Source organism: Amycolatopsis sp. cg9, from assembly GCF_041346945.1.
Taxonomy (GTDB): domain Bacteria; phylum Actinomycetota; class Actinomycetes; order Mycobacteriales; family Pseudonocardiaceae; genus Amycolatopsis.
The window spans coordinates 586438-611447 of record NZ_CP166850.1 but is presented as its reverse complement, the minus strand read 5'-3'; the positions used below and the strand labels follow the sequence as shown (position 1 = coordinate 611447).

The window sequence follows — 25010 nt, the reverse complement described above, 5'->3', positions numbered from 1 at the left end:
CTAGCATGCACGCACATCAGATGCAAATACATTAAATGCTTAGACATTAGATGCGTGTGCATGTACTGTCGCCGCCATGAGCTCTTCCGTGTCCTTGTCCACCACCTCAACGCGGTGGGACGCACGTCTCTGGGGTGTCCTGCTCACCGTTTCGATCGTCATCGGCCTCGACGCGCTCGACGTGTCGATGGTCGGGGTGGCGCTGCCCGCCATCCAGGCCGACCTCGGCCTCTCCACCAACGCGCTGCAATGGGTCGTCAGCGGCTACGTGCTCGGCTACGGCGGGCTGCTGCTGCTCGGCGGCCGCACGGCCGACCTGCTCGGCCGCCGCCGGGTGTTCCTCGTCGCCGTCGGCGTGTTCGCGCTGGCCTCGCTGCTCGGCGGGCTCGTCGACGACGGCGCGCTGCTCATCGCGAGCCGGTTCATCAAGGGCCTGGCGGCCGCGTTCACGGCGCCGGCCGCGCTGTCCATCATCACCACGACGTTCCAGGAAGGCCCGGCCCGCAACAAGGCGATCAGCATCTTCGCCGTGTTCGGCGCCAGCGGCTACTCCGCCGGCCTCGTGTTCTCCGGCCTGCTGACCGAGGTCGGCTGGCGCTGGACGTTCCTGCTCCCGGCGCCGATCGCGCTGGTCGCCCTGGTCTCGGCGTGGAAGCTCATCCCGTCCTACCAGCGCGAAGAAGGCCGTGGGTACGACTTCCCGGGCGCCATCACCGGTGCCGCCGGTTCGCTGCTGCTGGTGTTCGGCGTCGTCGAAGCACCGGAGATCGGCTGGGCCGCGCCCCGCACGCTCATCACGTTCGTGGTCGCGCTGGCCCTGCTGGTGACGTTCGTGGTCATCGAGAAGCGCAGCCCGCACCCGTTGCTGCGCCTGGGCATCCTGCGCTCGGGGCCGCTGGCCCGCGCGAACCTCGGCGGCGCGCTGTTCTTCGGCGCGTACATCGGGTTCCAGTTCGTCGTGATGCTCTACCTGCAGCGGGTGCTGGGCTGGTCCGCGCTGCAGACGGCGCTGGGCTTCCTGCCCGCCGCCCTGATCGTGGCGTTCGGCTCGCCGCGCATCGAGCCGCTGATCGACCGCGTCGGCACCCCGCGCACGATCTTCGCGGGCGTGGTCGCGCACGTCATCGGCTACGCGCTGTTCCTGCGCGTCGACGAGCACTCCGGGTACGCGGGCTTCGTCCTGCCCAGCATGATCCTGCTCGGCATCGGCTTCACGCTGGCGTTCTCGTCGCTCAACATCCAGGGCACGGCCGGCGTCGCCGACAACGAGCAGGGCCTGGCCGGCGGCCTGCTGAACACGTCCCTGCAGGTGGGCGGCGCGATCGGGCTGGCGGTGGTGACGGCGGTCCTGACCGCCAACGGCGGCCGCGAGGCCTCCCCGGCCGCGCTGCTCACCGGGCTGACCCCGGCGTTGAGCGTGGTCACCGGCATCGCGGTGCTCGGCCTGCTGATCGCGATCAGCGGCCTGGCCGCCCGCAAGCGCCCGGCCGAGGAGCCGGAGCCGGTCCCCGAGGCCGACCTCCTGGCCCTCGCCGACTGATCCAAGCGCCCCAATGTGGCGTTCGGTGCGTCAGACGCACCGAACGCCACATTGGGTGCGTCTGACGCAACCAACGCCACATTGGGGCGCTTCAAGCCGGAGCCGGGGCGAGCTGCCGGGAGCCGCTGAAGCGCAGCGCGGCCACCGCCGTGAGCGCGATTCCCGCCGCGGCCAGCAGGACCGCCGTGCGGAGACCGTCCACTTCGGACGTGCCCGCGTTCGCCACCGCGACGAACACCGCCAGCCCCACCGAGCCGCCGACCTGCTGCGCCGTCGAGGCCACCCCGGACGCGACGCCCTGGTCCCGTGCCGGGATCCCGGCCGCCGCGGCGCCGAACATCAGCGTGTACCCGGCGCCCTGGCCCAGCCCCAGCACCACCAGCGCCGGCACCACGTCGAGGTAGGACGCCGAACGCGTCATCGACAGGCCGAGCAGCAGCGCGCCCGCCCCGCCGACGACCAGTGAAGCCACCAGCGTCGGGCGGGTGCCGTAGCGGGTCGCCAACCGGCCGGCGGCTTGCGAACCCGCGGCGATCGCGACCATCGGCACGCCGAACGCGAGCCCGGTCGCCAGCGCGCCGTAGCCGTGGACGCCCTGGAAGTACCCGGTCAAGAAGTACAGCAGCGTGCCGAACGTGCCCATGTAGAGGAACGTCACGACCACGCCGGTGCCGAGGTTGCGTTCCTTCAGCAGCCGCAGGGGGAGCAGCGGGTCGCGGCCCCGGCGTTCGACCACGGCGAACGCGCCGAGCAGCGCGAGCCCCGCCGCCGCGGTCCCGAGGACCACGCCCGACGTCCAGCCCAGCTCCGGGCCTTCGACCAGGGCGAACACCACCAGCGTGGTGCCGAGCGTCGCGGTCAGCGCGCCGGCGAGGTCGAACCGGCGGCCCGGTTCGCGAGCGGGATCCTTGGCCAGCAACGGGAAAGCGAGCGCGGCGGCGGCCGCGGCCAGTGGGACGTTCACGAAGAACACCGCCGCCCAGCCGAACGCCTGCGTCAGCACCCCGCCCAGCAGCGAGCCCAGGATCATCCCGCTGCCGCCCGCCGTACCCCAGACCGCGAACGCGCGATTGCGCTCGCGGCCCGCCGCGAAACTGGTGCTGACCAGCGTCAGCGTCGCCGGGAAGAGCAGCGCGCCGCCCAGGCCCTGGCCGGCGCGGGCCGCGACGAGCAGGCCGGGGTCCCCGGCCAGCCCGCCCGCCAGCGACGAGACCGCGTACAGCGTGCAACCCAGCGCGAACACCCGCCGCGGGCCGAACAGGTCGCACGCCCGGCCGCCGAGCAGCAGCGCGCCGCCGAACGCCACGGCGTAGGCGCTCACCACCCACTGCAGGCTCTGCGCGGTGAACCCGAGGTCGCGGCCGATGTCCGGCAGCGCCACGTACACGATGTTGTAGTCGAGGGAAATGATGAGCTGCGCGAACGCCAGCAGCGCCAGCACCGCGGCCGGGCGGCGGGTCACCGGGCCACCCGCTCGTCCGTGCCGGGCACCTTCGCCGTGGTGATGGCGATGCGGTTCCACGTGTTGATGGTGAAGATCAGCGCGAGCAGCTGGGCCAGTTCTTCCTCGCCGAACTGGCCGGCGGCGCGGGCGTAGACGTCGTCGGGGACGCCGCCGGGGATCAGCGTGACGGCTTCGGTCAGTGCCAGCGCGGCCTGCTCCTTCTCGCTGAAGAAGTTCGCGGCCTCGTGCCACACGGCGACCATGTGCAGCCGCTCCTCGCTCTCGCCGGCCTTGCGGGCGTCGGAGGTGTGCATGTGCAGGCAGTAGGCGCAGCGGTTGAGCTGTGAAGCGCGGATCTGGACCAGCTCGACCAGCGCGGGGTCGAGCCCGGCGCGGGCGGCGGCGTCGAAGCCGATCAGGGCCTTGAAGGCCTTCGGGGCGGACTTGGCGAAGTTCACTCGGTTCGTCATGACCAGAAATCTAGGGCCTGGTTGACCCGCGTGTAGGGTGCATTTCCGTGACGGATTCGTGGGTCAATTCCGGGGAGCGGCTCGGCGCCGACCTGCACCTGGAGCTGTCGGGCACCGGCGGCAAGCGGGCCGCGCTGATCACCGCGCTGCGGGACGCCGTCCGCGCCGGACGGCTCGCCCCGGGCACCCGGCTGCCGCCGTACCGGTCACTGGCCGCGGACCTGGGGCTGGCCCGCAACACCGTCGCCGACGCCTACGCCGAGCTGGTCGCCGAGGGCTGGCTCACCGCCGTCCAGGGCTCCGGCACGCGCGTCGCCGAGCGCGCCGAGCCGCTGGAACCGGTGCGGGTGCCTCGAAAAGCGCCGTCCGCGCCGGCCCCTCGGTACAACCTCCGCCAAGGCCAGCCGGACGCGACGTCGTTCCCGCGCACCGAATGGCTCGCCGCGGCGCGCCGCGCGCTGACCGTCGCCCCGCACGACGCCTTCGGCCCCGGCGACCCGCGCGGTCGCCGCGAACTGCGGGAAGCGCTCGCCGAGTACCTGGCCCGGGCGCGCGGCGTGCGGACGTCGCCGGAGCGGATCGTGGTGTGCTCGGGCTTCGCGCACGCCCTGCGGCTGCTGTTCCCCGCGGTGCTGCCCGGCCCGCTCGCCGTCGAGTCCTACGGCCTGGCTTTCCACCGCGCGATCTTCGCCGCGGCGGCCGTCCCGACCGTTCCCGTGGACCTGGACGAGCACGGCGCGCGCGTCGAGGACCTCGACGTCCCGGCGGTGCTGCTGACCCCGGCCCACCAGTTCCCGACCGGCGGCCCGCTGCACCACGACCGCCGCACCGCGGTGCTCGGCCACGTCCGCGCGACCGGCGGCGTCCTGCTCGAAGACGACTACGACGGCGAGTTCCGCTACGACCGCAAGCCGATCGGCGCGGTCCAGGGCCTGGACCCCGAGCACGTCGTCTACGTGGGTTCGGTCAGCAAGAGCCTGTCCCCGGCGCTGCGGCTGGGCTGGCTGGTGCTGCCGGCGCACCTCGTCGACGCGGTGCTCGCGGTGAAGGGCGAGCGCGAGGCGTGGGCGGGCGTGCTGGACCAGCTGACCCTGGCGGAGTTCCTGAACTCGGGGTCCTACGACCGGCACATCCGCCGCATGCGGCAGCGCTACCGCCGCCGCCGCGACCTGCTCGTGGCGGCGCTGGCCGCGCGGGCACCGCACGTCGTGCCCACCGGCATCGCGGCGGGCTTGCACGCGGTGCTGCGCCTGCCGCCGGGAACCGAGCCGTCGGCGGTGAAAGCCGCGGCGTGGCAAGGACTCGCGCTGGACGGGCTGGCCGCGTTCCGCCACCCGGCGGCGACCATGTCCACAATGGACGGCCTGGTGGTCGGCTACGCGACCCCGCCCGAGCACGCTTACCCGGCAGCGCTCGACGCCTTGTGCCGAGCGCTGCCGCCCGCCTGAGCGCTACCCGACGATGTCGATCTCGAAGGGATCCGCCGAGCTGTAGTTGATGTCCGCCCACACCGCGCCCGGCAACTCGTACCGCCGGTGGGACGTCAGCTTGTTGTTGTACCCCGGGGTCTGCGTCGGGTTGTGGCCGACGCCCTGGTGGTCGTTGCCCCACGCGAAGATGTCACCGACCCACATCGGCTTCGAGAAGCCGTCGCCGCCGAGGCGGGGCCGGATGACGACCGCCGCGCCGGGGCTGCCGGACAGGAAGACGCGGACGGCGTGCTGCTCGCCGTTCGGCGGGGTGACGGTGATGCGCTCCATGATCTCCACTCCAGTCGAGGCGGGTGCGGTTCCGTCCACTCCGGGCCAGAAGTCGACGACCGACGAGATGTCGTAGCCGGGGGCGACGTTGCCGGCGTACTGCTTGGCGATCGCCCCGGCGGGGATCGTGGGATCGCCGTTGTAGTGCGCGATCCAGTAGTGCGGCTCGGCGACGCCGGCGGACGAGAACGCCGAGCGCACCGACGGCCAGGTCGACAGGCTGCAGTAGACGGTCGGGTCCGCGCCCGCCGCGCGGCGCATCCGGACCCAGCCCGGTGCTTCGCCGGGCGTGGCGTCGCCGGGCTCGACGTCCAGGACGTGGCCGTCGTTGGTGGACGCCTTCTTGACGATCGTGATCTTCAGGGCCTGGGGAAAGCGCGCCCAGTCGGCGGCGGACCAGGGTTCGAGTTTGATCTTGTCGATGTACCCCGCGACCATCCGGGCGTCGGCGGGGATGTTCGCGGCCGTGACCGCGTCGTACATCGTGCGCACGGGTTGCGTCTCCGTTCGGTGCCACATCGCCGTTTCGGGGACGGCGAAATCGTCTCCGCGATTCGCCATGGTGATGTTACCCAAGTGGGACGGGCGTCAAGCGGGAAACGTTACGCGGTTCTTGTCAATCACCAAAATGGCCGCACGGCGCAATTCCTTCACCGCGGCTTCACCCGGCGATGGTCACGGTCCGCTGCCGGTACTGGCTTCCCGCTCACCCGGCTGGCAAGCTGCCAGCACTTCACCACGGAAGGACGTGCATGGCGGCACACCCGGCGCGGGCCCGGCGCATCGACGCGCGGGTCGTCGTCCTGAGCGCGCTGCTCGTGGTCGCCCTGCTCGCCTGGGCCGGCGTCGACTACCTCAAGGACCGGCTGGCCGGCGGCGGCTGCGACACGACCACCCCGGTGCGGGTCACGGCCGCGCCGGACATCGCGCCGGTGCTCACCGCGCTCGCCGGGACGGTGCCGCAGCAGGACTGCTACGCCGTCGAAGTCACGCCGGGCGCGTCGCCGGCCACCGCGGCCGCCCTCGAAGCCAACGGCGCCACCGGCCCGGACGTCTGGGTGCCGGAGTCGAGCGCGTGGCTGCCGCAGGCCCGCGACGGCGGCGCGTGGAACCTGCCCGAGACCGGTCAGTCGGTGGCGAGTTCGCCGGTGGTGCTGGCGCTCACCGACGACGTCGCGAAACGGGTGGGCTGGCCGGGGAAGTCGCCGTCCTGGTCGGACGTCCTCGCGGGAAACCCGGTCGGGCTGCCCGACCCGGGCCGCGACCCCGCGGCGATCGCCGCGCTGATCGGGTTGCAGCAGCTCACGAAGGACGCGCCCGACCCGGCCGCGGCGTTCACCGAGAAGATCCGCGAGCTGTCGGCCGTGAAGGAGCCGTACACCGCGTGGCCGGCGTCGGAGCAGTCGGTGCTGGCCCGCAAGCTCGTCGCCGCGTACCCGGCGGCGGGCGTGCCGGGCTTCGACTACCCGTACGTCGTGCTGCCGCGGGCATCGGAAGCCTCGCGCTCGGCGGCCGAACGCTTCCTGCGGCTCCTGCTCGACCAGACCGCGACGAAAGCGTTCGCCGACGGCGGGTTCCGGACGCCGGCCGGCCAGCTGCTCGGCGACCGCCCGCGCGACACACGGACGAACGCGGCACCGCGGCCGGCCGGGCCACCGCCGCCGGAAGCGGTGTACGCCGCGCTCCAGGCGTGGGCGGGCGCGAACCTCAGCGCCCGCGTCCAGGTGCTGCTCGACGTGTCCGGCTCGATGGCCGCCACCGTCCCGGGCACCGGCCGGAGCCGGATGGCCCTCACCCTCGAAGCCGCGACGCAGGGTCTCGGGTTGTTCAAGCCGACCACCGAGATCGGCCTGTGGCTGTTCTCCACCAAGCTCGACGGCGACAAGGACTTCAAGGAACTGCTGCCGATGCGGTCGATTTCGCAGCAGCTCGGCGCGGGCGGGGTGGCGACGCTGCAGGCGGTCAAGCCGAAGCCCGGCGGCGCGACCGGCCTGTACGACTCGATCCTCGCCGCGTACCAGAACGCCCGCCAGAACTGGCAGCTCGGCCGGATCAACGTCGTCGTCGTGCTCACCGACGGCCGCAACGAAGACAGCGACTCGATCGGGCTGCCCGGCCTGCTCGCCGAGCTGAACCGGCTGCAGGACCCGCGGAAACCGCTGCCCGTCATCGGGATCGGCATCGGGCCGGACATCGACGCGAGCGAACTGCGGCAGGTCTCCGCCGCGACCGGCGGCGAATCCTTCACCACGCCGGACCCGCGCAAGATCTCCGACGTCTTCTACCAAGCGCTGAGCAAGCTCATGTGCCAGCCGCCCGCCTGCAAGAAGTGAGGACCCCCGTGCTGCTGGAGAAGGAAACCCCCGCGCCACGGGCGATCCGAAGACCGTCCACCCTGGTCCTCGCCGCGTTCGTCGCGGGGCTCGTGCCGTTGGCGCTGCACGCGTGGGCGGCGCTGCACGGGAGTTTCGCGCAGGACGACTTCGTCGTGACCTGGCAGGCGGCCGCGGCCGGCCCGTTCGACCCCGGCTTCCTCTTCCAGGACTACCACGGGCACCTGCAGCCCGGCGGGTTCTTCCTCGCCGCGGTGCTGACCTGGTGGGCGCCGCTGGACTTCGGCGTGTTCGTGCTGCCGCTGCTGCTCATGAAAGCGCTCGCGACGGTCTTCTTCTGGTGCCTGCTCGTGCGCTGCTTCGGCCGCCGGTGGGCGATCCTGGTGCCGTTCACCGTGTTCACGGCGTCGACGCTGCTGCTGGTGCCGACGCTGTGGTGGTCGTTCGGCGTCCAGGTGGTGCCGGTCGTGCTGGCCACCGCCGCGGCGCTGCACGCGCACGTCCGGTACCTGGCCGACGGCGGCCGGTGGTGGCTCGGGTCCTTCGCCTGGACGCTGTTCGGGCTCGCGTTCTACGAGAAGGCCGCGGTGATCCCGGTGCTGCTGGCCGCGGTGACCGTCCTGCTCGGACGGTCCTTCCGCGGCCACGCCCGCTACTGGCTCGGCCAGGCCGCGGTGCTGGTGGCGTTCGTGGTGGCCTTCTTCGCGCTGACGTCGAGCCAGGTCGGCACGGGCGCGTCGCCGCTGTCCGCCGGGCCGGTGGCCGATCTGACCGGCCGGATGCTCGGGGACACCCTGCTGCCGGGCCTGGCCGGCGGGCCGTGGTCCGGTCCGGGACCGGGCGCGACCTGGGCGCCGACGCCGTTCGCCGTCGTGGCTGTGCTGGTGGTGGCCGCGCTGGCCGTGGTGCTCGCCGGCGGGCGGCTCGGCGGCCGGCGGGCGTGGGGTGCCTGGGGACTGCTCGCGGCCGTGTTCGCCGTGGACGTCGCCCTGCTCGCGCTGACCCGGTTGCGCGAAGTCGGCCCGTCGGCCGGGGACGATCCGCGGTACGTCGCCGACCTGGCGCTCGTGGCCGCCCTTTGTGGAGCGTTCGCTTTCCTGCCACCGGCGGAAGTTGCGCCGTCCGGCGGTAAGCGTGAACGGCCGATCGCGCTAGCGCTGTGCGTGCTTTTGCTCGCCAGTTCCGCTTCCGGGTTCTCGCGGCTGGCTCCGGCGTTGCGGTTCGAGCACTCGGGGCAGTACGTCGGGAACGTGCGCGCCGCCGTCGGCGCGGACCCGGACCTGGTCTTCTACGACACCTTCGTGCCGTCGGACGTGGTGCACGAATGGTTCGGCGCGGACTCGCGCGCGTCCCGGGTGGTCGGCCTGCTGCCGGGTACGCACTTCGACCAGCCCACGAGCCGGATGCACCTGCTCGACGCCACCGGCACGCCGCACAAGATCACCGGCGTGGACCCGGTTTCCCGCGGTGTCCCCGGCCCGGTGCCGAACTGCGGCTACGCGATCGCCGAGACCCCGGTGCGCGTCGGCCTGGACAAACCGGTGCTGGGCCGGCACCTGCTCAAGCTCGATTACTACACTTCGGACGGTGGCGAGGGACTGGTGGACCGCACGCCGGTCTGGTTCCAGGCCGGGCTGCACTCGCTGTACCTGCCGGTGGACGGCCTCTTCGACAGCGTCGCCGTGCGCCTGTCCAGCCCGGGCGCGCCGGTCTGCGTCGCCAAGGCCGAGGTGGGCACGCCCGTGACTCAGTAGGGGTCGTACGGGCTGTCGTGGCCGAGCAGGCGCGCGACCGGCCGCAACCGCAGGCGCAGCAGCACCTTCAGCACGACGTTGCGCAGGAACCACGGCAACTGCGCCACCACGCGCAGCCGGTCGCGGGCGGCCGGTGGGGCCAGCCGGAACCGCGCCAGCGACGTCGCCCGGTCCACATAGGTGTACCGGCGTCCGAAAAGGACCTTCGCGATCGTGCCGAGCGTGACGCCGATCGAGGAGAAGCAGTCGTGCACCAGGATTTCCGCGCCCGGCGGCAGGTGCGCCGACCAGCGCAGGTCGTCGGTGTAGGTCCAGTAGTCGTGCTTGCCGTCGATGTAAAGCAGCTGTAGGGGCCGATCCCAGTGAGGGCGCAGTTCCGTGCTGTAACCGGCGACGAGCTCGACGACGTCGTCCAGGCCGGCGCGGCGGACGTTGCGCTCGAACAGTTGCCGCGTCGGGGATCCGCCGAAGAGCCGCCCGTCCACGAAGGGGTCCACCGCGATCACCGTGGCGCCCACCGTGCGGGCCGCCGCGCCGAGGACGATCGTGGACCGGCCCTGGTGGCTGCCGATCTCCAGGACGACGTCACCCTTTTCCAGCCGGCAGGCGGCGTTCCACAACGCTTCGCCCTGCGCGCGCGTCATCCAGCCCTTGACCGGCTCGGCCAAGGCCCAGGCATCGTCGAACGAGATGGCGCACCTGCCTGAAGTCGGGAGGATCGTCGGCACATGGTAGCCAGGTTTCCGCCTAGTATCTACCGGATGGTAACCGGCACCCGCGAACGAACCCGGGACGACGCCCCACCTTCCGGGCGCGGCCGCGGGGGTGCGTTCTTCCGGCGGCCGAGCACCTGGATCGTGCTGGCGCTGACCACGTTGTCGTTCCTGCAGATGCCGGGGAAGACGACGTTCGACACCAAGCTCGACCTCGCCGTCGACCCGCTCGCCTTCCTCGGCCGCGCCCTGCACCTGTGGAACCCCCAGGCCACGGCGGGGGAGCTGCAGAACCAGGCCTACGGCTACCTCTTCCCGATGGGCCCCTTCTTCGCGCTGTGCCAGGCCGCCGGCGTGCCCGCGTGGATCGCGCAACGGCTGTGGGGCGCGATCCTGCTGTCGGCCGCGTTCGGCGGGGCGCTGCTGCTGGCGCGCGCCATGAAGATCGGCACCGAGCGCACGCGGCTGATCGGCGCGCTCGGCTACGCGCTCGCCCCGCGCATGCTGACCGAAATCGGCGGTCTGTCCGCGGAAATGCTGCCCGCCGTGCTCCTGCCGTGGGTGCTGGTGCCGCTGGTGCGGGCCGGGACGATCGGGTCCCCGCGGCGCGCGGCCGGGTTGTCCGCGCTGGCCGTGCTGTGCATGGGCGGGGTCAACGGCGCGATGGTCGTGATGGCGCTCGTCCTGCCGGGACTGTGGCTGCTCACGCGCGAGTGGACGCGCAGGCACGTCGAGCTGGTCCTGTGGTGGTTCGTCTTCGTCGTCGGCGTGACGCTGTGGTGGATCCTGCCGCTGCTGCTGCTCGGCGAATACAGCCTGCCGTTCCTGGACTACATCGAGTCCGCGACGAACACCACCGCGCCGATGTCGCTGTTCGAGGTGCTGCGCGGGACCAACCAGTGGGTCGCCTACGTCGTGCAGGGCACGCCGTGGTGGCCGGGCGGCTGGTCGCTGATCGACAACCCGGTGCTGATGCTGGCCACCGGGCTGGTCGCCGGCGTCGGCCTGGTCGGCCTCACCCGGCGCGGCCTGCCGGAGCGGCGGTTCCTCGTCCTCGGCGTGCTCACCGGGCTGACCCTGCTGACCATCGGCTACGTCGGCACGCTCGACAGCCCGGTCGCCGAGCAGGTCCGGCACCTGCTCGACGGTCCGCTCGCCCCGCTGCGCAACGTCCACAAGTTCGAACCGGTGCTGCGGCTGCCGCTGATGCTCGCGTTCGTGCACGGCGTTTCGAGCCCGGCGAGGGTGACGTCCGCGCGCCGGTTCCTGCGGCCCGCGCTGGGACTGCTGCTGGTGCTGGTGATGGCCGCGCCGGCGTGGCTGCTGAACCTGCGGTCCGGGCCGGGCTGGGACGAGGTTCCCGGCTACTGGTACGACGCCATGGGTTACGTCGCGAAGGCCGACCCGAACGCCCGGACGCTGCTGCTGCCGGCTACCGGGTTCGGCGAGTACGACTGGGGCCGCACGGTCGACGAGCCCGCGCAGGCGATCGCGAAGAGCCCGTGGGCGGTGCGCAACCAGGTGCCGCTGGGGTCCGAAGGGAACACGCGGCTGATGGACTCCGTGGACGCGGCGCTCGCCGACGGCCGCGGCGATCCGGGGCTGGCCGCGCTGCTCGCGCGGTCCGGGTACCGGTTCCTGCTGCTGCGCAACGACATCGAGCGCGAGCGGACCACCGCGCCGCCCATCGCCACCCTGCGCGCCGGGCTGGCCGGCTCGCCGGGCATCGCCAAGGCGGCGGAGTTCGGCCCGCTGGAGGTCTACCAGGTGCAGCGGCCGGTGCCGCTCGCCACCGCGACGTCCACGACGGACGTCCCGACGGTGAGCGGCGGCCCGGAGAACCTGCTGCCGCTGCTCGGTTCCGGTCAGCTCGACCCCGCGACGCCGACCGTGCTCACCGGCGACGGCGGTTCGCCCGGCGGGCCGCGCCTGGTGACCGACGGCCTGCGCCGCGCCGAGCGGAACGTCGGCGGCGTCCGGGACAACCTCAGCCAGACGCTGACCGCGGGCGAGGCCTACCGCCAGCAGCGCGCGGCGGGCGACGTGCTGCCGTTCCCCGGGCCGGAGCACCAGACCGTGGCCGCCTACCGGGGGATCCGCGCGGTGACGGCGTCCACGGCGGCGTCCTTCGCGGACGCGTTCGGCGGGTCCGACCCGGGCCACCAGCCGTTCGCCGCGATCGACGGCGACCCGCGCACGGCGTGGCACTCGTCGTCGTTCACCGGCCCGATCGGCCAGTGGCTCGAGGTGGAGCTGGACACCCCGCGGCTGGTCACCGCGGTGGACCTGCAGCTGGTCGACGACATCCGGGTGGGCTGGCCGCCGACCCGGATCCGGATCACCACCGACAACGGCTCGGTCGACCAGCCGGTGATCCGCGGCGCGGGCGCGCACAACTACAGCGTCGCGGGCGGGGTCACCCGCAAGGTGCGGATCACGCTGCTGTCGCTGGTGGTCGGGCGGCAGGACGGGAACGTCGGGATCGCGGAGCTGAAGATCCCCGGCACCGAGCCGCAGCGCGCCCTCGATGTGCCCGCGGACCTGCCGGTCGGCCCGGCGCCCGGCTTCGCCTTCACGCGCGGTGCGGCGCCGCGGTACGCGTGCCTGCCGGTGCGCGACGCCGTCCGGTGCGACGCTTCGGCCGCGCGCGACGGCGAGGAGCCCGACGGGATCCGGCGCCTGTTCAGCACCCCGGCCGAGGAGACGTACCTGGTCGGCGGCTCGGTGCTGCCGGCGGGCGGCGGCCGCAACCCGGTGCAGCTGCCGGGGGTGACGGTCGCCTCGACGTCGCAGCTCGCCGGCGACCCGGCCGCGTCGGGCTTCGCGGCCGTGGACGGCGACGCGGGCACGACGTGGCGCCCCGACGTCACGGACTTGCGGCCGACGCTCACCCTCGGCTGGTCCGCGCCGAAGCGGATTTCGGGGCTGCACATCGGGGTTTCGCCCGCCAGCGGGGCCCGGGTGCCGCGGCAGGTGGAACTGGTCGGCCGGTCGGGCGCGCGGACGGTCGAGCTCGACGCGGGCGGATCGGCGTCGTTCGAGCCGCTGGACACCGACCAGCTGCAGCTCGTGCTGCCGGGCGACGACGACGATCCCACCGCCCGCGCGGTGGCCGGCATCGGCAGCCTGGAGCTGTCGGGAACGCCGGGGCTGCTGCCCGGCCCGGACCCGGCGTTCACGGTGCCGTGCGGGTCGGGGCCGAACATCCACCTCGACGGCCTCGACTACCGCACGTCGGTGCAGGGGACGCTGGCCGACATCACCGCCCACCGCGCCTTGGAACTGCGGATGTGCCGGGACTCCGAAGGGGGCATCGCGTTGCCGGAGGGCGGGCACGAGCTGCGGACGGACCGGTCGGACTCGTTCGTGGTCCAGGATTTGTGGCTGCGTCCCGTGAAGGCGTCGTCCGCGCCGCCGGGGCACCGGACGGTGCAGGTGGGGACGTGGGACGCGACTGCCCGGACGGTCACGGTCGGGCCGGGTGCGGAGGCGGTGCTGGCGATCCCGGAGAACGCGAACGCGGGCTGGGTGGCCACTGTGGATGGTCGCGAGCTGGCCCGCACCCGCGTGGACGGCTGGCAGCAGGCCTGGCTCGTCCCGGCCGGTGCGGGCGGGGTGGTTTCGCTGGCGTTCACGCCGGACTCCTCGTACCGGCTGGGGTTGCTGATCGGCGCGGTGGCGGTGCTGCTGGTCCTGATCGGCGTGGCGTGGCCGGCCCGGCGGCGGCCGTTCCCGGTCGCCGCGGGTGGTTCCGCGGTGCCGGTGGTGCTGATCGGGCTGCTGGTGGCGCTGGGCGGGATGCTGCCGGTGGTGCTGCTGATCGCGTGCCTGCTGGTGCGCCAGTTCTCCGAGCGGGCACCCCGCTACCTCGCGTTCGGCGGCATGGCCGTGGCGGCGGCCGTTTCGGTGACGGGCCGGGTGCTGGGCCACGGCCAGGAGTGGGCGTACGGCCCGGTGACCCAGGCGGCGCTGCTGCTGGCCGCGGCGGCGATGGTGGCGACGTGCGTGGACTGGTTCACCCGCAAGGAGAACCCCACCGACCCGACGACCTGAGCGGCTCGGCCGGGGTGGTGTCGCGAATGACTCATTGGGGACCTCCGAGGTCCCCAATGAGTCATTCGCGACCTTGGTGGAGCCGGTGTCACCGGCAAGGAGCTTGCCGGGTCCTCGAGGGCCCGGCCTTGCTCACTCAAGACGTCCGGCGGGACCGGAGTTCGAGGATCGCGCCGGCCACCGCGAGGCCGCCCGCGCAGCCCGCCGCCGCCGTCACGACCTGGGTGGCGGACCCGTGCAGCCACGAAACGATCAGGAGCGCCTCCGCGGCCACCGCCGACCACATCAGCAGCGTCACGCGGCGGTCGCCGTCGGCCAGCCGCGCGTACAGCAGGATCTGCACCAGCGCCAGCATCGACCCCGCCAGCGCGAACGGCCAGACCGGCATCGTGCTCCCGGCGTAGCGGGAACCCCCGATCACCGCCAGCAACGACGGCCCCACGACCACCGAAACCAGCAGCACCAGGGCATCCAGGCCGGCGCACACCGCCAGCGCCACCGGCAGCACCCGCCGCCGTCCCGAAGCCGCCGCGAACCGCGGCAGCACCAGCACCCCCACCGCCTGCGGCAGCCAGTACGCGATCTTCGTGACGATCGCACCCAGCGCGTACTCGCCCGCCGCGGCGGCCGGCAGCGTGTGCCGCGCCAGCACCAGGTCGAGGTTCACCAGCAGGACCAGCGCCAGCATCGCTTGCGCCGTGTGGAGCACTTCGCCGCCGTGGCGGTCGGCCCAGCGCGGGCGGGGGCGGCCGCAGAGCTGCCAGCCCGCCACCACGACCGCGAGCGAGCCGAGCGCGGTCCCGGCCAGCGCGCCGGTGGTCGAACCCGTCAGGAGCAGGCCGAGCAGGGAGCCGCCGACCTTGCCGAACCCCTCCGAGGCGATCAGCCCGGCCAGCCGCGCGAACCGGTGCGCGCCCTGCAGCAGCCCGTGGAACAGGCCCAGCAGCGTCAACGGCCCGAGCGCGGCCGTCACCAGCAGCGCCGGCGTCAGCGCGCCCAGGTGCAGCAGGAGCACCAGCAACGGGCTGAGCGTCAGTGCGGCCGTCGCGACGATCCCGCTCGTCACCAGGCCGAGCGCGAACAGCGGCCCCTCGGCCGGCGACGACGAACGCGCCACCCGCAGGGCGACGACCGTCTGCAGCCCCATCGCCGGGACGACGCCGATCACCAGCACCGCCAGCAGGGAGCTCAGCTCGCCGAACGCGCCGGGCGCGAGGATCCGCGCGGCCACCAGGCTGAGCACGTAACTCGCCGCGTTGTTGCCCGCGAGCGCGAGCGAGACGAGGATCGCCGCGACCCGGTTGCCGGTCCGGGCCGGGGTTTCGGTGGCTACGCTCAACGGCGGGCTCCCATTACCGGCGGGTAATGAGCAGCGACCATAACCTCGCACGCACCGGAAAGGAAGGGCCGTGGACGCACCGGGCAGGCGGTTCGCGCTCCCCGCGTGGTCCGCGGTGCTCGCGTTCGCCGTCTGCGCGCCCTTGCTGCGGCGCGGGTTCACCCTCGGCTACGACATGGTGTTCGCGCCGGAGCAGTACTTCGTGCCGGACGCGTTCGGTCTCGGCAGCACGCTGCCGCGGTCCGTGCCCGCCGACGCCGCGGTCGCGCTCGCCACCACCGTGCTGCCCGGTGACCTCGTGCAGAAGATCGTGCTGCTGCTGGCCATCTTCGCGGCGGCGCTCGGCGCCGGCCGGCTCGTCCCGACCGGCCGCCTCGGCACCCGGCTCGTCGCCGCGACCGCCTACGCGTGGACGCCCTACGTCGCCGAACGGCTGTTCATCGGGCACTGGCCGCTGCTGCTGACCTACGCGTGCCTGCCCTGGATCGCCGCCGCGGGACTGGGGGCGCGCCGGCACGAACCGAATTCCCTGCCGAGGCTGGTGCTCGCGAGCGCGGCGGCGGTCCTGACCCCGCCGGGTGGCGTGCTCGCCGCCGCAGTCATGGTGGTGACGGCCGGGTCCCGGCGGCTCTGGCAGACGATCCCGATCGCCCTCGTGCTGAACCTCCCGTGGCTGGTGCCCACGTTCCTCAACGCCGGTGGCACGTTCTCCGACCCGGCCGGGGTGACGGCGTTCAGCGCCCGCGCCGAAAGCTGGGGCCCCGCGCTGCTCAGCGTGCTCGGGCTGGGCGGCATCTGGAACGCCGAAACGGTACCCGGCAGCCGGGCCATGCCGCTGGTCCCGGTGCTGACCCTCGTCGTCGTCGCGATCGCCGTGGCCGGGCTCCGGCCGCTGGCGGAGCGGTGGGGCCGCGCGCCGGCGTGGTCGCTGTCCCTGCTCGGGGCCGCGGGCGTGCTGCTGGCGTCGCTGGCGACGTTGCCGGGCGGGACCGCGCTGCTCACCGCCGCGACGCGGTACGTCCCCGGCGCCGGGCTCCTGCGTGACGCCCAGAAGTGGGTGGCCTGGTGGGCGTTGCCGCTCGCGCTCGGCTTCGCGCTGGCCGTCGAAGCCGCCGCCGCGAAGCTGAAGACCGAGCGCGGCCGGCTCGCGCTGGCCACCGCGGCGATCGCCCTCCCGCTGGTCACCATGCCGGACCTGGCGTGGGGCGGCTGGGGCCGGCTCGGCACCGCGCAGTACCCGGACGACTGGCGGGCAGTGTCCGAAGTGCTCGACGACCGCCCCGGGGACGTGCTCGTCCTGCCGCTCTCGGCGTTCCGCGGGTTCGCCTGGAACGACGACCGCACGCAGCTCGACCCGGCACCGCGCGCGCTGCCGAAACCCGTGCTGATGGACGACACGCTGCAGGTGGGGGCCGACCGCATCGCCGGCGAGGACCCGAGGATCGGCGACGTGCGCGCCGCGACGTCCGCGCGGGAACTGACCGACGCGGGGATCGGCTGGGTCCTCGTCGAACACGGGACCCCCGGGTACGTCGACCCGCGGTTGCTCGGCGGCGCGACAACGGTGTGGTCGGGTGACTGGCTGACGCTCTACCGGACACCGGGTGTGCCGTCGGTGAAAGAGATCTCGTGGACGCCCGCCTTGGTGGCGAACGGAGTAGCGCTGGGATTGCTGTGCGTCGCACTGTTGTGCCGCATGTTACCGATGCGTACATTGGGCCGCGGCAGGATTTCCCCGCCGCGGAAGGAGTGACACGTGGGCACGGTCATCGGCGCGGTCGTCGCCGTCATCATCGGCGGCGGGGTGGCGACCGGGGCGGGGTTCGCCCTCGTCAAGGGCGCGGACCCGGACGCTTCCGCCCAGGTGCAGGACAAGCTCAACGCGCAGGTGAAGTACAACCCGGCCGACCACCCCGGCAAGATCTACGGGAACCGCTGACGCGTGACCCGGCTCGCCTCCGACCACGCCCACCGCGTCGTCGGGCTCTACGGCGACCCCACCGTTTCCTGGAGCATCCTCCTCGAAGCGGAACTGGCCGCGGCCGCACCGGAACCGGAAAAGCTCCGGGCGCGCCTCGCGGCCGCGATCCAGCAGTACCCGCACCTCGGTGCGGTGCCCGGGATCGAGCCGGCGGACGACCTGCCCGCCGTGCGCGCCCGGTTCGCTTCGGAGCCCTACGAACGCGCCGCGCCGCTCGTCCGCGTCGCCGTCCGCGCGGACGCACCCGCGCTGCTCGTCGCCGCGCACCACGGCGCGCTCGACGGCCTCGGCCTTCTGGCCCTGCTCGGCATCCTGCTCGACGTCCCGGTTTCCTCGGCGGCGACCGGGATCGGCGAACGCGGGGGCGCCAAACCCTTTGCCGTTTCGGCCGTCCAGCGGCTCGCTGAGGCGGTTTTCGCGCCGCCGGGCCGGATCGTGCCGGATCGGGCCGCACCGTCCTCAGGGGACGTCTTCGCGGCCCACCACGAACCCCGGCTGCGGCTCGGCGCCCCCGGGTTCGTCACGGCCGCCGCCCGCGCCACCGAACGCTGGAACCGCGCGCACGGCGCCCGGACCGCGCGGGTCGTGGCCGCGCTGGGCGCGTCCCGGCGCTCCGGTGCCGCACCGGAACCGGTGCACGACAGCGCGTTCTTCCGGCTGCGGCTGGGTTCCCGCGCGGCGGACGTCGCCGGGCTGCTGCGGGTGCGGCCGCCCGAGCCGGACTTCCCCGCGCGCAGCAGCCGGCTCGCCCGGCTGGGCACCCGCCTGCTGGCCGGCCGGCTGGGCTCGACGTTCCTGGTGTCGAACCTCGGCGTGGTGTCCACCGGGGACACCGTGCGTTCGATCGCGTTCTACCCGGCCGCGAGCGGCCGGTCGGGCGTGGCGTTCGGCGCCGCGACCACCGGCGGCACCACCACGGTCACCGTGCGGGCCCGCCGCAAGGACTTCGACGCGCCCGCCGCGGCTCGCCTGCTGGCCGAGTTCGGCGACGCGGTCCGGGACCAAGCCCCGCCGCGGTGACGGGCACGTCCCCTCCGGCTCGTCAGGGCCGCGGTTCGGCGAGTTCCGGCACGCCGGCCAAGACGCGCGGCCGGGGCGCCGGCCGCCCGGAGACTTCCCGCACCAGTGAAGCGAACTCGGCCGCGCTGCGGTCCCAGCTGAACGTCCCGGCCCGCTCGGCGCCGGCCAGGCCCATCTCCGCGCGGCGCAGCCCGTCCGCGAGCAGGCCGTCGACCTGCGCGGTGAAGTGGTCGAAGTCGTCGGCCAGCAGTCCGGTGCGGCCCTCCACAATGGATTCGGCGACCCCGCCGGCGGCACGGTAGGCGACCGAGGGCACGCCGTGCGCCGCGGCTTCCATGATGACGATGCCCCAGCCCTCCTTGACCGAGGGGCACAGGTGCAGCCACGAGCGCGCGAGGATCTCGTGCTTGGCCCGCTCGTCGACCCAGCCGTGCAGCACCACGCGGTCGGTGACGCCCCGCGAAGCCGCGTGCGCGCGCAGCACCTCGTCCCACGGGCCCTGGCCGACGACCTCCAGTCGCAGGGACGGCCAGCGCCCGGCGAGCCGTGCGACGACGTCGATGGCGTGCTCGATCCGCTTGTGCGGCACCAGCCTGCTCACCGCGACCAGGGTCGGCTCGGGGTTCCGCGCCGAGTCGCACGCCGGCGGCGCGTCCAGTCCGTTCGGCACCACGGTGACGCGCTCCGGCTCGACGCCGAGGCCGGCCAGTTCGCCCTTGGTGACCTCGGAAACCGTGACGTAGCGGCACTTGCGGAACAGCCACGGCGCCAGCCGCGACTCGATCCACCAGCCCGCCCGGCCCAGTGCCTCGCCGAGCGCGCTGATCCACTGTTCTTCGTGGACGTGGTGCACGAGCACCAGCACCGGACAGCCGGCGACCAGCCGGGCGAAGAACGGCATGCCGTTCTGCACGTCGACGACGAGGTCGGCGCGGGCCCGGCGGATCGCGCGCAACGCGTGCGCGTACACGCCGAACTTCCCGCCGCGGCGCCGGTAGCGGACGCCGTCGCGCCACTCGCCCGCGGTCGCGCCCGGGTAGGCCGCGCACTGGATTTCGACCCGGTACCCCGCTTTCGCGAGCCCTTCGGCCATCCGCTCGACGTACCGCTCCGACCCGCCGCCCTCGGGGTGGCCGGTGTCGCGCCAGTTGACGAGGAGCACACGAGGACGTTCCATCGGGTTATCCCAACTGTAGCGACGGTGCTAGGTTACTGGTGCGTACACAGTAGATGAACGTATTCGGGAAAGCGACGGTTCAATGGTAGGTAATCCCGTGCTCTCCGCGACGGCCCGACCCCATCGCGCCACGCTCGGCCGTTCCGTGACGCTGTTCCGGGCGTTCCTCACCGAGCAGACGGACCCCGACGGCTTCTATTCCACGCTCGCCGCCGACTCCGTCCGGCAATTGGCGTCCCACGCCCCGTTGTCCGGGCGCACGGTGCTCGACGTCGGCGGTGGTCCCGGCTATTTCTCCGACGCCTTCCGCGCGGCCGGTGCTGTCTACCTCGGCCTCGACCCGGACGTCGGCGAGCTGTCCGCGCGCGGCGAGCCGGGGGAGAACATGATCCGCGCCAGCGGCACGGAACTGCCCGTGCGCACCGGATCCGTGGACGTCTGCTACTCCTCCAACGTGCTGGAGCACGTCGCCGAGCCGTGGGTCATGCTCGACGAGATGTGCCGCGTGACCAAATCCGGCGGCACGGTCTTCGCGTCGTTCACCCCGTGGTATTCACCGTGGGGCGGCCACGAGACCGCGCCGTGGCACTTCTTCGGCGGCCACTACGCCCGGCGGCGTTATGCCCGGAAACTCGGGAAGCAGCCGAAGAACAAATTCGGGGAAAGCCTGTTCCCGGTTTCCGTCGGCGCCGCGCTGCGCTGGGCGAAAACGACGCCGCTCGCCGATCTGGTGGCCGGGTACCCGCGTTATCACCCGGGCTGGGCGATGGGGATCGTGCGGGTTCCCGGCCTCCGCGAAATCGCTTCGTGGAATCTGGTGCTGGTGCTGAAGAAGCGTTAGGTGCGGGCGAAGGCCACCTGACGCCGTCGCGGCGGCGCGGGCGGCTCGGCCGGGCGGCGGCGGACCAGTAGCACGATCGCGACGATGATCAGCACGCCGCCGCCGATCCCGAGCCAGAGCGGGCCGGTGCTCGAGAGGAACTCCAGCCTGCCCTTGTTCGCGTTCACCTGGTCCACCATCTGCGAGATGGTTTTCCCGTTGTAGGCCAAGGTGCCGTCGAAGACGACGGTCGGGGGCGTGGTGCCGGTGCGCAGCTCCTGGTGCTGCTGTTGCTGCTGCTTGACCTGGATCCCGGTCACCGGCTCGACCCACATCGTGTTGACGCCGCGGTAGTAGAGCTCGGCGTCGGCGGTCGGCTGGGTGGAGCCGACGAGCGAGCCGGGCACCGCCTTCGTCGCGAGCTTCGTGTCCGGGATGTCCTGGACGAACTTGTAGGTCTCGATCCCGTTCACCGTCTCGGTGCCGGTGTACCGCGCGGTGACGGCCGCGCCGGTGTTGTCGTCGTAGACCCGGTAGTCCTTCTGCTCGGTGCCGAACGGGAACTTGAAGTTCAGGCCGGGCTGCGCCTTGTAGTCGTTCGTCTCCGCCGGCGTCTCGCCGTCCTTGTCGGCCTTGTCCTTGAGCTCGACCACGTAGCTGCTCTTGGCGTCGCACGGCGGATCGGTGTCGCCGCGCGGGTCGTAGCCTTCACCGGTGCGCCGGTCGAAGCAGACCTGCCGCTTGCTCGCGCTGACGATGGTGTCGTCGGCGTCGTCGGTGACCTTCACCGCGAGCAGCCAGACCGCGTAATCGGTGTCCTGGCGCATCTCCGGCGCGGCGAAGTTCGCCTGCACGTGGGCGGTCGCGGTCAGCTTGGCGTTCTCGCGGATCTCGGTGACCGGGCCCTGGCCCTTGTCGGTGACGGCGAGGACCTTGCTCGCGGTGCCCTCGAGCACCGACGTCGAGTCCTGGTCCAGCGGCACCTTGGCGAGCTTCGGGTACACGTAGGTCGGCAGGAGGACCGCCCCCGCGACCGCGAACACCCCCAGTGCCAGCAAGATCAGGCCGAAAGCTCGTCGCAACGGTCCTCCAGGGTCGTACTCCGGACACAAATTACCCGGCGGTAATCAGTGCACGGATAGTGGCCCGCGCCACGTCGTGCGTCAAAGTGTGACTGGCGGTCACAGCTGCCGCGTGCGACCGGAAGGTCGCATGGGCGCCGCCGTTCGGACCAAGCGACCAAACATGTTTGTTCCCGGGCACAACGGGCACGGCCCCACCATCGGACGATCCCACCCGCCGCGCCGGAGAGCAAAGGAGAAACTCCCTGTTGTCGCAGGACCCTTCGCTGGTCGCCATCGCGGCCACCGCGCGCTGGCGGGCCCGGATCGTGGCGGCGGCCGCGAGCGCGGGCATCACCATCACCGACCCGCTGGCCGGCGTGCCGGGCATCCGCGTGCTCACGTGCGCCCCCGGCGACCTCGCCCGCCTCGTCCCGGGACTGGGCGGTGAGCCGTCCCGCCCGGCGATCGGCGCCCACTCGGACTCGATCGCCGACCGCGAGCTGCGCGACGCGGTGGCCGACGTCGCCGCTCTGCTTTCGTTGCACGGCAACGTGGTGCTCGACCTCGACGCGGCCGGCCGCCGCCGCGGCACGACCCGGCCGGACGTGGTCGTCTCGGCCACCCCGGACCGTCCCCAGTGGACGGAACCGGCGGTGGCGCTCCCGGTGGGCACGGACCGGCGCGGGGGTCCGCTCACGGTGGAGCTCACCGCCGGCCCGGGGTTCGAGGGAACGCTGCTGGAACTGGCCGGGCTGGTGGCGGCGGACGCGAGCGGCGCTAGATTTCGTCCTCGACCCACTCCAGCAGATCGCCGGGCTGGCAGCCGAGGACCCGGCACATCGCTTCCAGCGTGCTGAACCGCACCGCCTTCGCGCGCCCGTTCTTCAGCACCGCCACGTTCGCCGGGGTCAGCCCGACCTTTTCGGCGAACTCCCCGACGCTCATCTTCCGCTTCGCCAGTTCGACGTCGATGCGCACGACGATCGGCATCAGATGACCGCTTCCATGTCGGACTGGAGCGTGGTGGCCCGGCGCAGCAGGGCCCGCATCACCACCAGGAGCAGGCCGAACACCGTGATCGCGACGGTCACCAGGAACAGCAGCATCGGCATCCCCGGGTCGTCGGCGTTGAAGCCGACGAAGAGCAGCATCCCGACGAAGACCAGCCACGCGGCGGCCACCGCCCAGACGATCACGTCGACCCACTTCAGGGACGCGGTGGTGAAGATCCGGTCGTTCTTGACCAGGGTCAGCAGCTTCCAGGTCGCGACGAGCACCACCTCGACGCACAGCACGAGGAACACCGCGATGGCGGTCAGCGGCCAGCGCAGGTTCGCGTCGTTCGGGTTCTGCGACGTCGTGTAAGCGATCCCGCCCGGCAGCGACAGCGTCTGGAACACGACGAGGACGCCGAACAGCAGCACGAGGAAGACTCTGAGCGCGCGCACGGCCCACTTCTCGGGAATCATGCGACGACTATCGCTCGATACCTATCGAAAGTCAATAGATCAGTCGAGCTCCGGGTCCAGTCGCACCGACTCCAGCGCGACGTACAGCTCGCCGATGTCGACCGGGTCGGTGAGGTCGCGCTTGGTCAGTTCCTGCACGCGCCGCAGGCGGTAGCGGACCGTGTTGGGGTGCACGAACAGCCGGTCGCCGGCCTCCTTCGCCGAGCCGTGGCCGGCGAACCAGGCGAGCAGCGTGTCGAGCAGGACCTTGCGTTCCGCGCCGGGCAGGGCGAGCACCCCGGACAGCGCGGAGCGGACGACGTCGCGGGCCATCCCCGGTGCCGCGGCCACCAGCGTCGTCACCGGCGAATCGCCGAACACGACCACGCCCGCGGTCGCCGACGGCAGCGAGCGGCGGGCGATCCGGGCGCGGTGCAGCGCGTCCGGGACGTCGGGGAACCCGCTGAACGGCTTGCTCATCCCGGCCGCCACCGGCAGCGACCCCAGCACCTCGCGCAGCCGCCGGACGTCCTCGATCCGGTCGATCGCGACCAGGCCCGCCTCGCCGCCGGGGCGCCACGCCGACCGCCAGCGGCGGGCCCGCAGCAGCGCTTCGACGGAGTCCTGCTCCTCCGGCTCGATGCGTTCGGTGACCACCGCGACGAACATCCCCGCGGTGGGCAGGCCGAGTTCGCGCGCGGCCGCCTCCATCTCGGTCTGGCTCGCGAGCCGCCCGCGCAGCAGGTCGTCCAGCAGCCGCGCGTTCGCGTGCGACGGCTCGGCCGCGACCTCTTCGTACGCCGTGGTCAGCGCGTCGGAGTAGAGGTCGATCGCCTTCCAGACGTAGGAGTTGATCTCGATCGTCCGGGTCGGGTTGAGGAAGTCCGGGCCGGCGAGTTCGAGCAGGGCTTCGTAGACGAAGGTGCCGCCGATCCGGAACGCGCGCAGCACCGCGGGAAGGGGAATGCCCTGGCGCGCCTGGACGAGCCCGGTCTTGCGGGCGGCGTCGAGGGCGAGGCCGCGGCCTTCGACCAGCGCGGTCAGCGCTCGTTCGAGGTTGGCCCGGCAGACCTGGCGCAGCTCGCCGGGCGCGACGTGCTCGACCTGGCGGTAGAACTCGTCTTCTTCGCTGAGCAGGCGGGCGAGCCGATCGGCGAACTCCGGCAGCCTGGCCAGCATCTCGCGCACGAGCTCGCGGTGCTCGCGAGGTACCGGCCTGGCCAGAGCTTCGATGCCCATTCCTCACTTTAGCTCGGGTCCGCGGCCCAGGACATGCACGAACTTGAGCAAAATTCATATCCGCCGGGTGATCGTGCCGGTGAGGTCTTGACGGACTCAGGCCGGTTTGCGCGCGGTCAGGTAGACGTGCGGCTCCGGTCCGGCGCCGGGGTGGTCGGGGACGAACTCCGCCTGGTCCTCGCGGAGGATCTCCAGGCCCGCGCCCCGAATCCGCTCGGCGAGCGCCTCGGCGGTGAAGCTGCTGGCGCGGACCGGGTGTCCCATGAAGACGATGTCGACCCCGTCGACGTCGGCGGGCACGGTGGCGAACACCAGCAGGCCGCCCGGCTTCAGCCAGGCCGCCAGCCGGCCGATCATCGTCTCCTGGTCGGCCCGGGGGAGCTGCAGCATCGAGAAGAACGCCGTGATCGCGTCCCAGCTGCCGGGCTCGAAGGACAGTTCACGCAGGTCGCCGAGCTCGAACCGGGCGGCGGGGACCTGGGCGCGCGCGAGCTCGACCATCTTCGGTGCGACGTCGTACCCGGTGACGTCGTGGCCGGCGGCGACCAGCAGTTCCGCGGTGGGCCGGCCGGTGCCCGCGCCGAGGTCGAGCACCTTCGCCTCGGGAGGCAGGTCCGCGAGGAGGTCGGTGATCGCCGCGCGCTGGGCGGTCGCGGTGCGGAACGCGAGTTCGTAGTCCTTGCCGAGCGCGTCGAAGACTTCGGCGGCGGATTCGGGGCGGGTCATGCCTGAACTCTGCCAGAAGGAACCGGACGCAAGGAATTGACTTCCTGTTGCAATTTCAGGGCAAAGTCTTGTTTGATACGCGAGCGTGGCCTACTCTTCCGCCGCAGTCCCTCCGGCGAAACGAGGCCC

21 protein-coding genes are annotated in these 25010 nt (G+C 72.7%); 10 read left to right on the top strand and 11 right to left on the bottom strand.

From position 1 onward, the window contains the following. The first annotated feature begins 76 nt into the window (after nucleotides 1-76). On the top strand, nucleotides 77-1540 hold the full coding sequence (locus tag AB5J73_RS02385; protein WP_370967639.1) for an MFS transporter: 1464 nt from the start codon (nucleotides 77-79) through the stop codon (nucleotides 1538-1540). 91 nt (nucleotides 1541-1631) lie between these two features. Here the strand turns inward: AB5J73_RS02385 and AB5J73_RS02380 are convergent, their stop codons facing one another. Next, nucleotides 1632-3002: an MFS transporter gene (locus tag AB5J73_RS02380; RefSeq protein WP_370967637.1), complete on the bottom strand. Its 1371-nt coding sequence runs from the start codon at nucleotides 3000-3002 to the stop codon at nucleotides 1632-1634. Continuing rightward, nucleotides 2999-3454: a carboxymuconolactone decarboxylase family protein gene (locus AB5J73_RS02375; protein WP_370967634.1), complete on the bottom strand. Its 456-nt coding sequence runs from the start codon at nucleotides 3452-3454 to the stop codon at nucleotides 2999-3001. Before AB5J73_RS02375 ends, AB5J73_RS02380 begins: the two co-directional genes overlap by 4 nt. A 47-nt stretch (nucleotides 3455-3501) precedes the next feature. Between AB5J73_RS02375 and AB5J73_RS02370 the strand changes: the two genes are divergently transcribed. Next, nucleotides 3502-4902 (top strand): PLP-dependent aminotransferase family protein, encoded by a 1401-nt coding sequence (locus tag AB5J73_RS02370; RefSeq protein ID WP_370967632.1) that lies wholly within the window; start codon nucleotides 3502-3504, stop codon nucleotides 4900-4902. 3 nt (nucleotides 4903-4905) lie between these two features. Here the strand turns inward: AB5J73_RS02370 and AB5J73_RS02365 are convergent, their stop codons facing one another. Continuing rightward, nucleotides 4906-5706: a hypothetical protein gene (locus AB5J73_RS02365; protein ID WP_370967630.1), complete on the bottom strand. Its 801-nt coding sequence runs from the start codon at nucleotides 5704-5706 to the stop codon at nucleotides 4906-4908. 260 nt (nucleotides 5707-5966) lie between these two features. Here AB5J73_RS02365 and AB5J73_RS02360 point away from each other — a divergent pair, with 260 nt between their 5' ends. Then, complete coding sequence (locus tag AB5J73_RS02360; protein WP_370967628.1) at nucleotides 5967-7547, top strand: substrate-binding and VWA domain-containing protein; 1581 nt, start codon at nucleotides 5967-5969, stop codon at nucleotides 7545-7547. Continuing rightward, on the top strand, nucleotides 7544-9301 hold the full coding sequence (locus AB5J73_RS02355; RefSeq protein WP_370967626.1) for a hypothetical protein: 1758 nt from the start codon (nucleotides 7544-7546) through the stop codon (nucleotides 9299-9301). Before AB5J73_RS02360 ends, AB5J73_RS02355 begins: the two co-directional genes overlap by 4 nt. On the opposite strand, the gene AB5J73_RS02350 is transcribed toward AB5J73_RS02355, so the two are convergent. Then, nucleotides 9295-9969 (bottom strand): class I SAM-dependent methyltransferase, encoded by a 675-nt coding sequence (locus AB5J73_RS02350; RefSeq protein WP_370967624.1) that lies wholly within the window; start codon nucleotides 9967-9969, stop codon nucleotides 9295-9297. The two genes, AB5J73_RS02355 and AB5J73_RS02350, sit on opposite strands and share 7 nt — an antisense overlap. Before the next feature lie 93 nt (nucleotides 9970-10062). On the opposite strand from AB5J73_RS02350, the gene AB5J73_RS02345 reads away from it, so the two are divergent. Beyond that, nucleotides 10063-14067 carry an alpha-(1->3)-arabinofuranosyltransferase family protein gene (locus AB5J73_RS02345; protein WP_370967622.1) on the top strand — a complete coding sequence of 1335 codons (4005 nt, stop codon included), beginning with the start codon at nucleotides 10063-10065 and terminating at the stop codon, nucleotides 14065-14067. Between the two features lie 136 nt (nucleotides 14068-14203). Here AB5J73_RS02345 and AB5J73_RS02340 read toward each other — a convergent pair whose 3' ends face one another. Beyond that, on the bottom strand, nucleotides 14204-15406 hold the full coding sequence (locus AB5J73_RS02340; protein WP_370967620.1) for a polysaccharide biosynthesis protein: 1203 nt from the start codon (nucleotides 15404-15406) through the stop codon (nucleotides 14204-14206). Between the two features lie 70 nt (nucleotides 15407-15476). Here AB5J73_RS02340 and AB5J73_RS02335 point away from each other — a divergent pair, with 70 nt between their 5' ends. Genes AB5J73_RS02335 through AB5J73_RS02325 form a run of 3 tightly spaced genes read left to right on the top strand, consistent with a single transcriptional unit; the run spans nucleotide 15477 to nucleotide 18407 of the window. Next, nucleotides 15477-17159, top strand: a complete 1683-nt coding sequence (locus AB5J73_RS02335) for a hypothetical protein (protein WP_370967618.1) — start codon at nucleotides 15477-15479, stop codon at nucleotides 17157-17159. Nucleotides 17160-17162: 3 nt separating this feature from the next. Next, nucleotides 17163-17345 (top strand): hypothetical protein, encoded by a 183-nt coding sequence (locus AB5J73_RS02330; protein ID WP_370967616.1) that lies wholly within the window; start codon nucleotides 17163-17165, stop codon nucleotides 17343-17345. A 3-nt stretch (nucleotides 17346-17348) separates the two neighbouring features. Further along, the gene (locus tag AB5J73_RS02325) at nucleotides 17349-18407 is read left to right on the top strand and encodes a hypothetical protein (RefSeq protein ID WP_370967614.1); all 1059 of its coding nucleotides are present in this window, start codon (nucleotides 17349-17351) and stop codon (nucleotides 18405-18407) included. A gap of 22 nt (nucleotides 18408-18429) precedes the next feature. Here the strand turns inward: AB5J73_RS02325 and AB5J73_RS02320 are convergent, their stop codons facing one another. After that, nucleotides 18430-19584, bottom strand: coding sequence for a glycosyltransferase family 4 protein (locus AB5J73_RS02320; RefSeq protein WP_370967612.1), 1155 nt, complete (start codon nucleotides 19582-19584; stop codon nucleotides 18430-18432). A gap of 145 nt (nucleotides 19585-19729) precedes the next feature. On the opposite strand from AB5J73_RS02320, the gene AB5J73_RS02315 reads away from it, so the two are divergent. Next, on the top strand, nucleotides 19730-20425 hold the full coding sequence (locus AB5J73_RS02315) for a class I SAM-dependent methyltransferase (RefSeq protein WP_370967610.1): 696 nt from the start codon (nucleotides 19730-19732) through the stop codon (nucleotides 20423-20425). On the opposite strand, the gene AB5J73_RS02310 is transcribed toward AB5J73_RS02315, so the two are convergent. Beyond that, nucleotides 20422-21486 carry a DUF3068 domain-containing protein gene (locus AB5J73_RS02310; protein ID WP_370967608.1) on the bottom strand — a complete coding sequence of 355 codons (1065 nt, stop codon included), beginning with the start codon at nucleotides 21484-21486 and terminating at the stop codon, nucleotides 20422-20424. The genes AB5J73_RS02315 and AB5J73_RS02310 overlap by 4 nt on opposite strands. 248 nt (nucleotides 21487-21734) lie before the next feature. On the opposite strand from AB5J73_RS02310, the gene AB5J73_RS02305 reads away from it, so the two are divergent. Further along, nucleotides 21735-22325: a hypothetical protein gene (locus AB5J73_RS02305; protein ID WP_370967607.1), complete on the top strand. Its 591-nt coding sequence runs from the start codon at nucleotides 21735-21737 to the stop codon at nucleotides 22323-22325. Here the strand turns inward: AB5J73_RS02305 and AB5J73_RS02300 are convergent. From AB5J73_RS02300 to AB5J73_RS02285, 4 genes are all read right to left on the bottom strand, one after another. After that, nucleotides 22246-22458 carry a helix-turn-helix domain-containing protein gene (locus AB5J73_RS02300; protein WP_370967605.1) on the bottom strand — a complete coding sequence of 71 codons (213 nt, stop codon included), beginning with the start codon at nucleotides 22456-22458 and terminating at the stop codon, nucleotides 22246-22248. The genes AB5J73_RS02305 and AB5J73_RS02300 overlap by 80 nt on opposite strands. Beyond that, nucleotides 22458-22937, bottom strand: a complete 480-nt coding sequence (locus tag AB5J73_RS02295) for a DUF2975 domain-containing protein (RefSeq protein WP_370967602.1) — start codon at nucleotides 22935-22937, stop codon at nucleotides 22458-22460. Before AB5J73_RS02295 ends, AB5J73_RS02300 begins: the two co-directional genes overlap by 1 nt. Before the next feature lie 39 nt (nucleotides 22938-22976). Further along, complete coding sequence (locus AB5J73_RS02290; protein ID WP_370967600.1) at nucleotides 22977-24155, bottom strand: PucR family transcriptional regulator; 1179 nt, start codon at nucleotides 24153-24155, stop codon at nucleotides 22977-22979. Between the two features lie 96 nt (nucleotides 24156-24251). Further along, on the bottom strand, nucleotides 24252-24881 hold the full coding sequence (locus AB5J73_RS02285) for a class I SAM-dependent methyltransferase (protein WP_370967598.1): 630 nt from the start codon (nucleotides 24879-24881) through the stop codon (nucleotides 24252-24254). Nucleotides 24882-25010 lie beyond the last annotated feature (129 nt).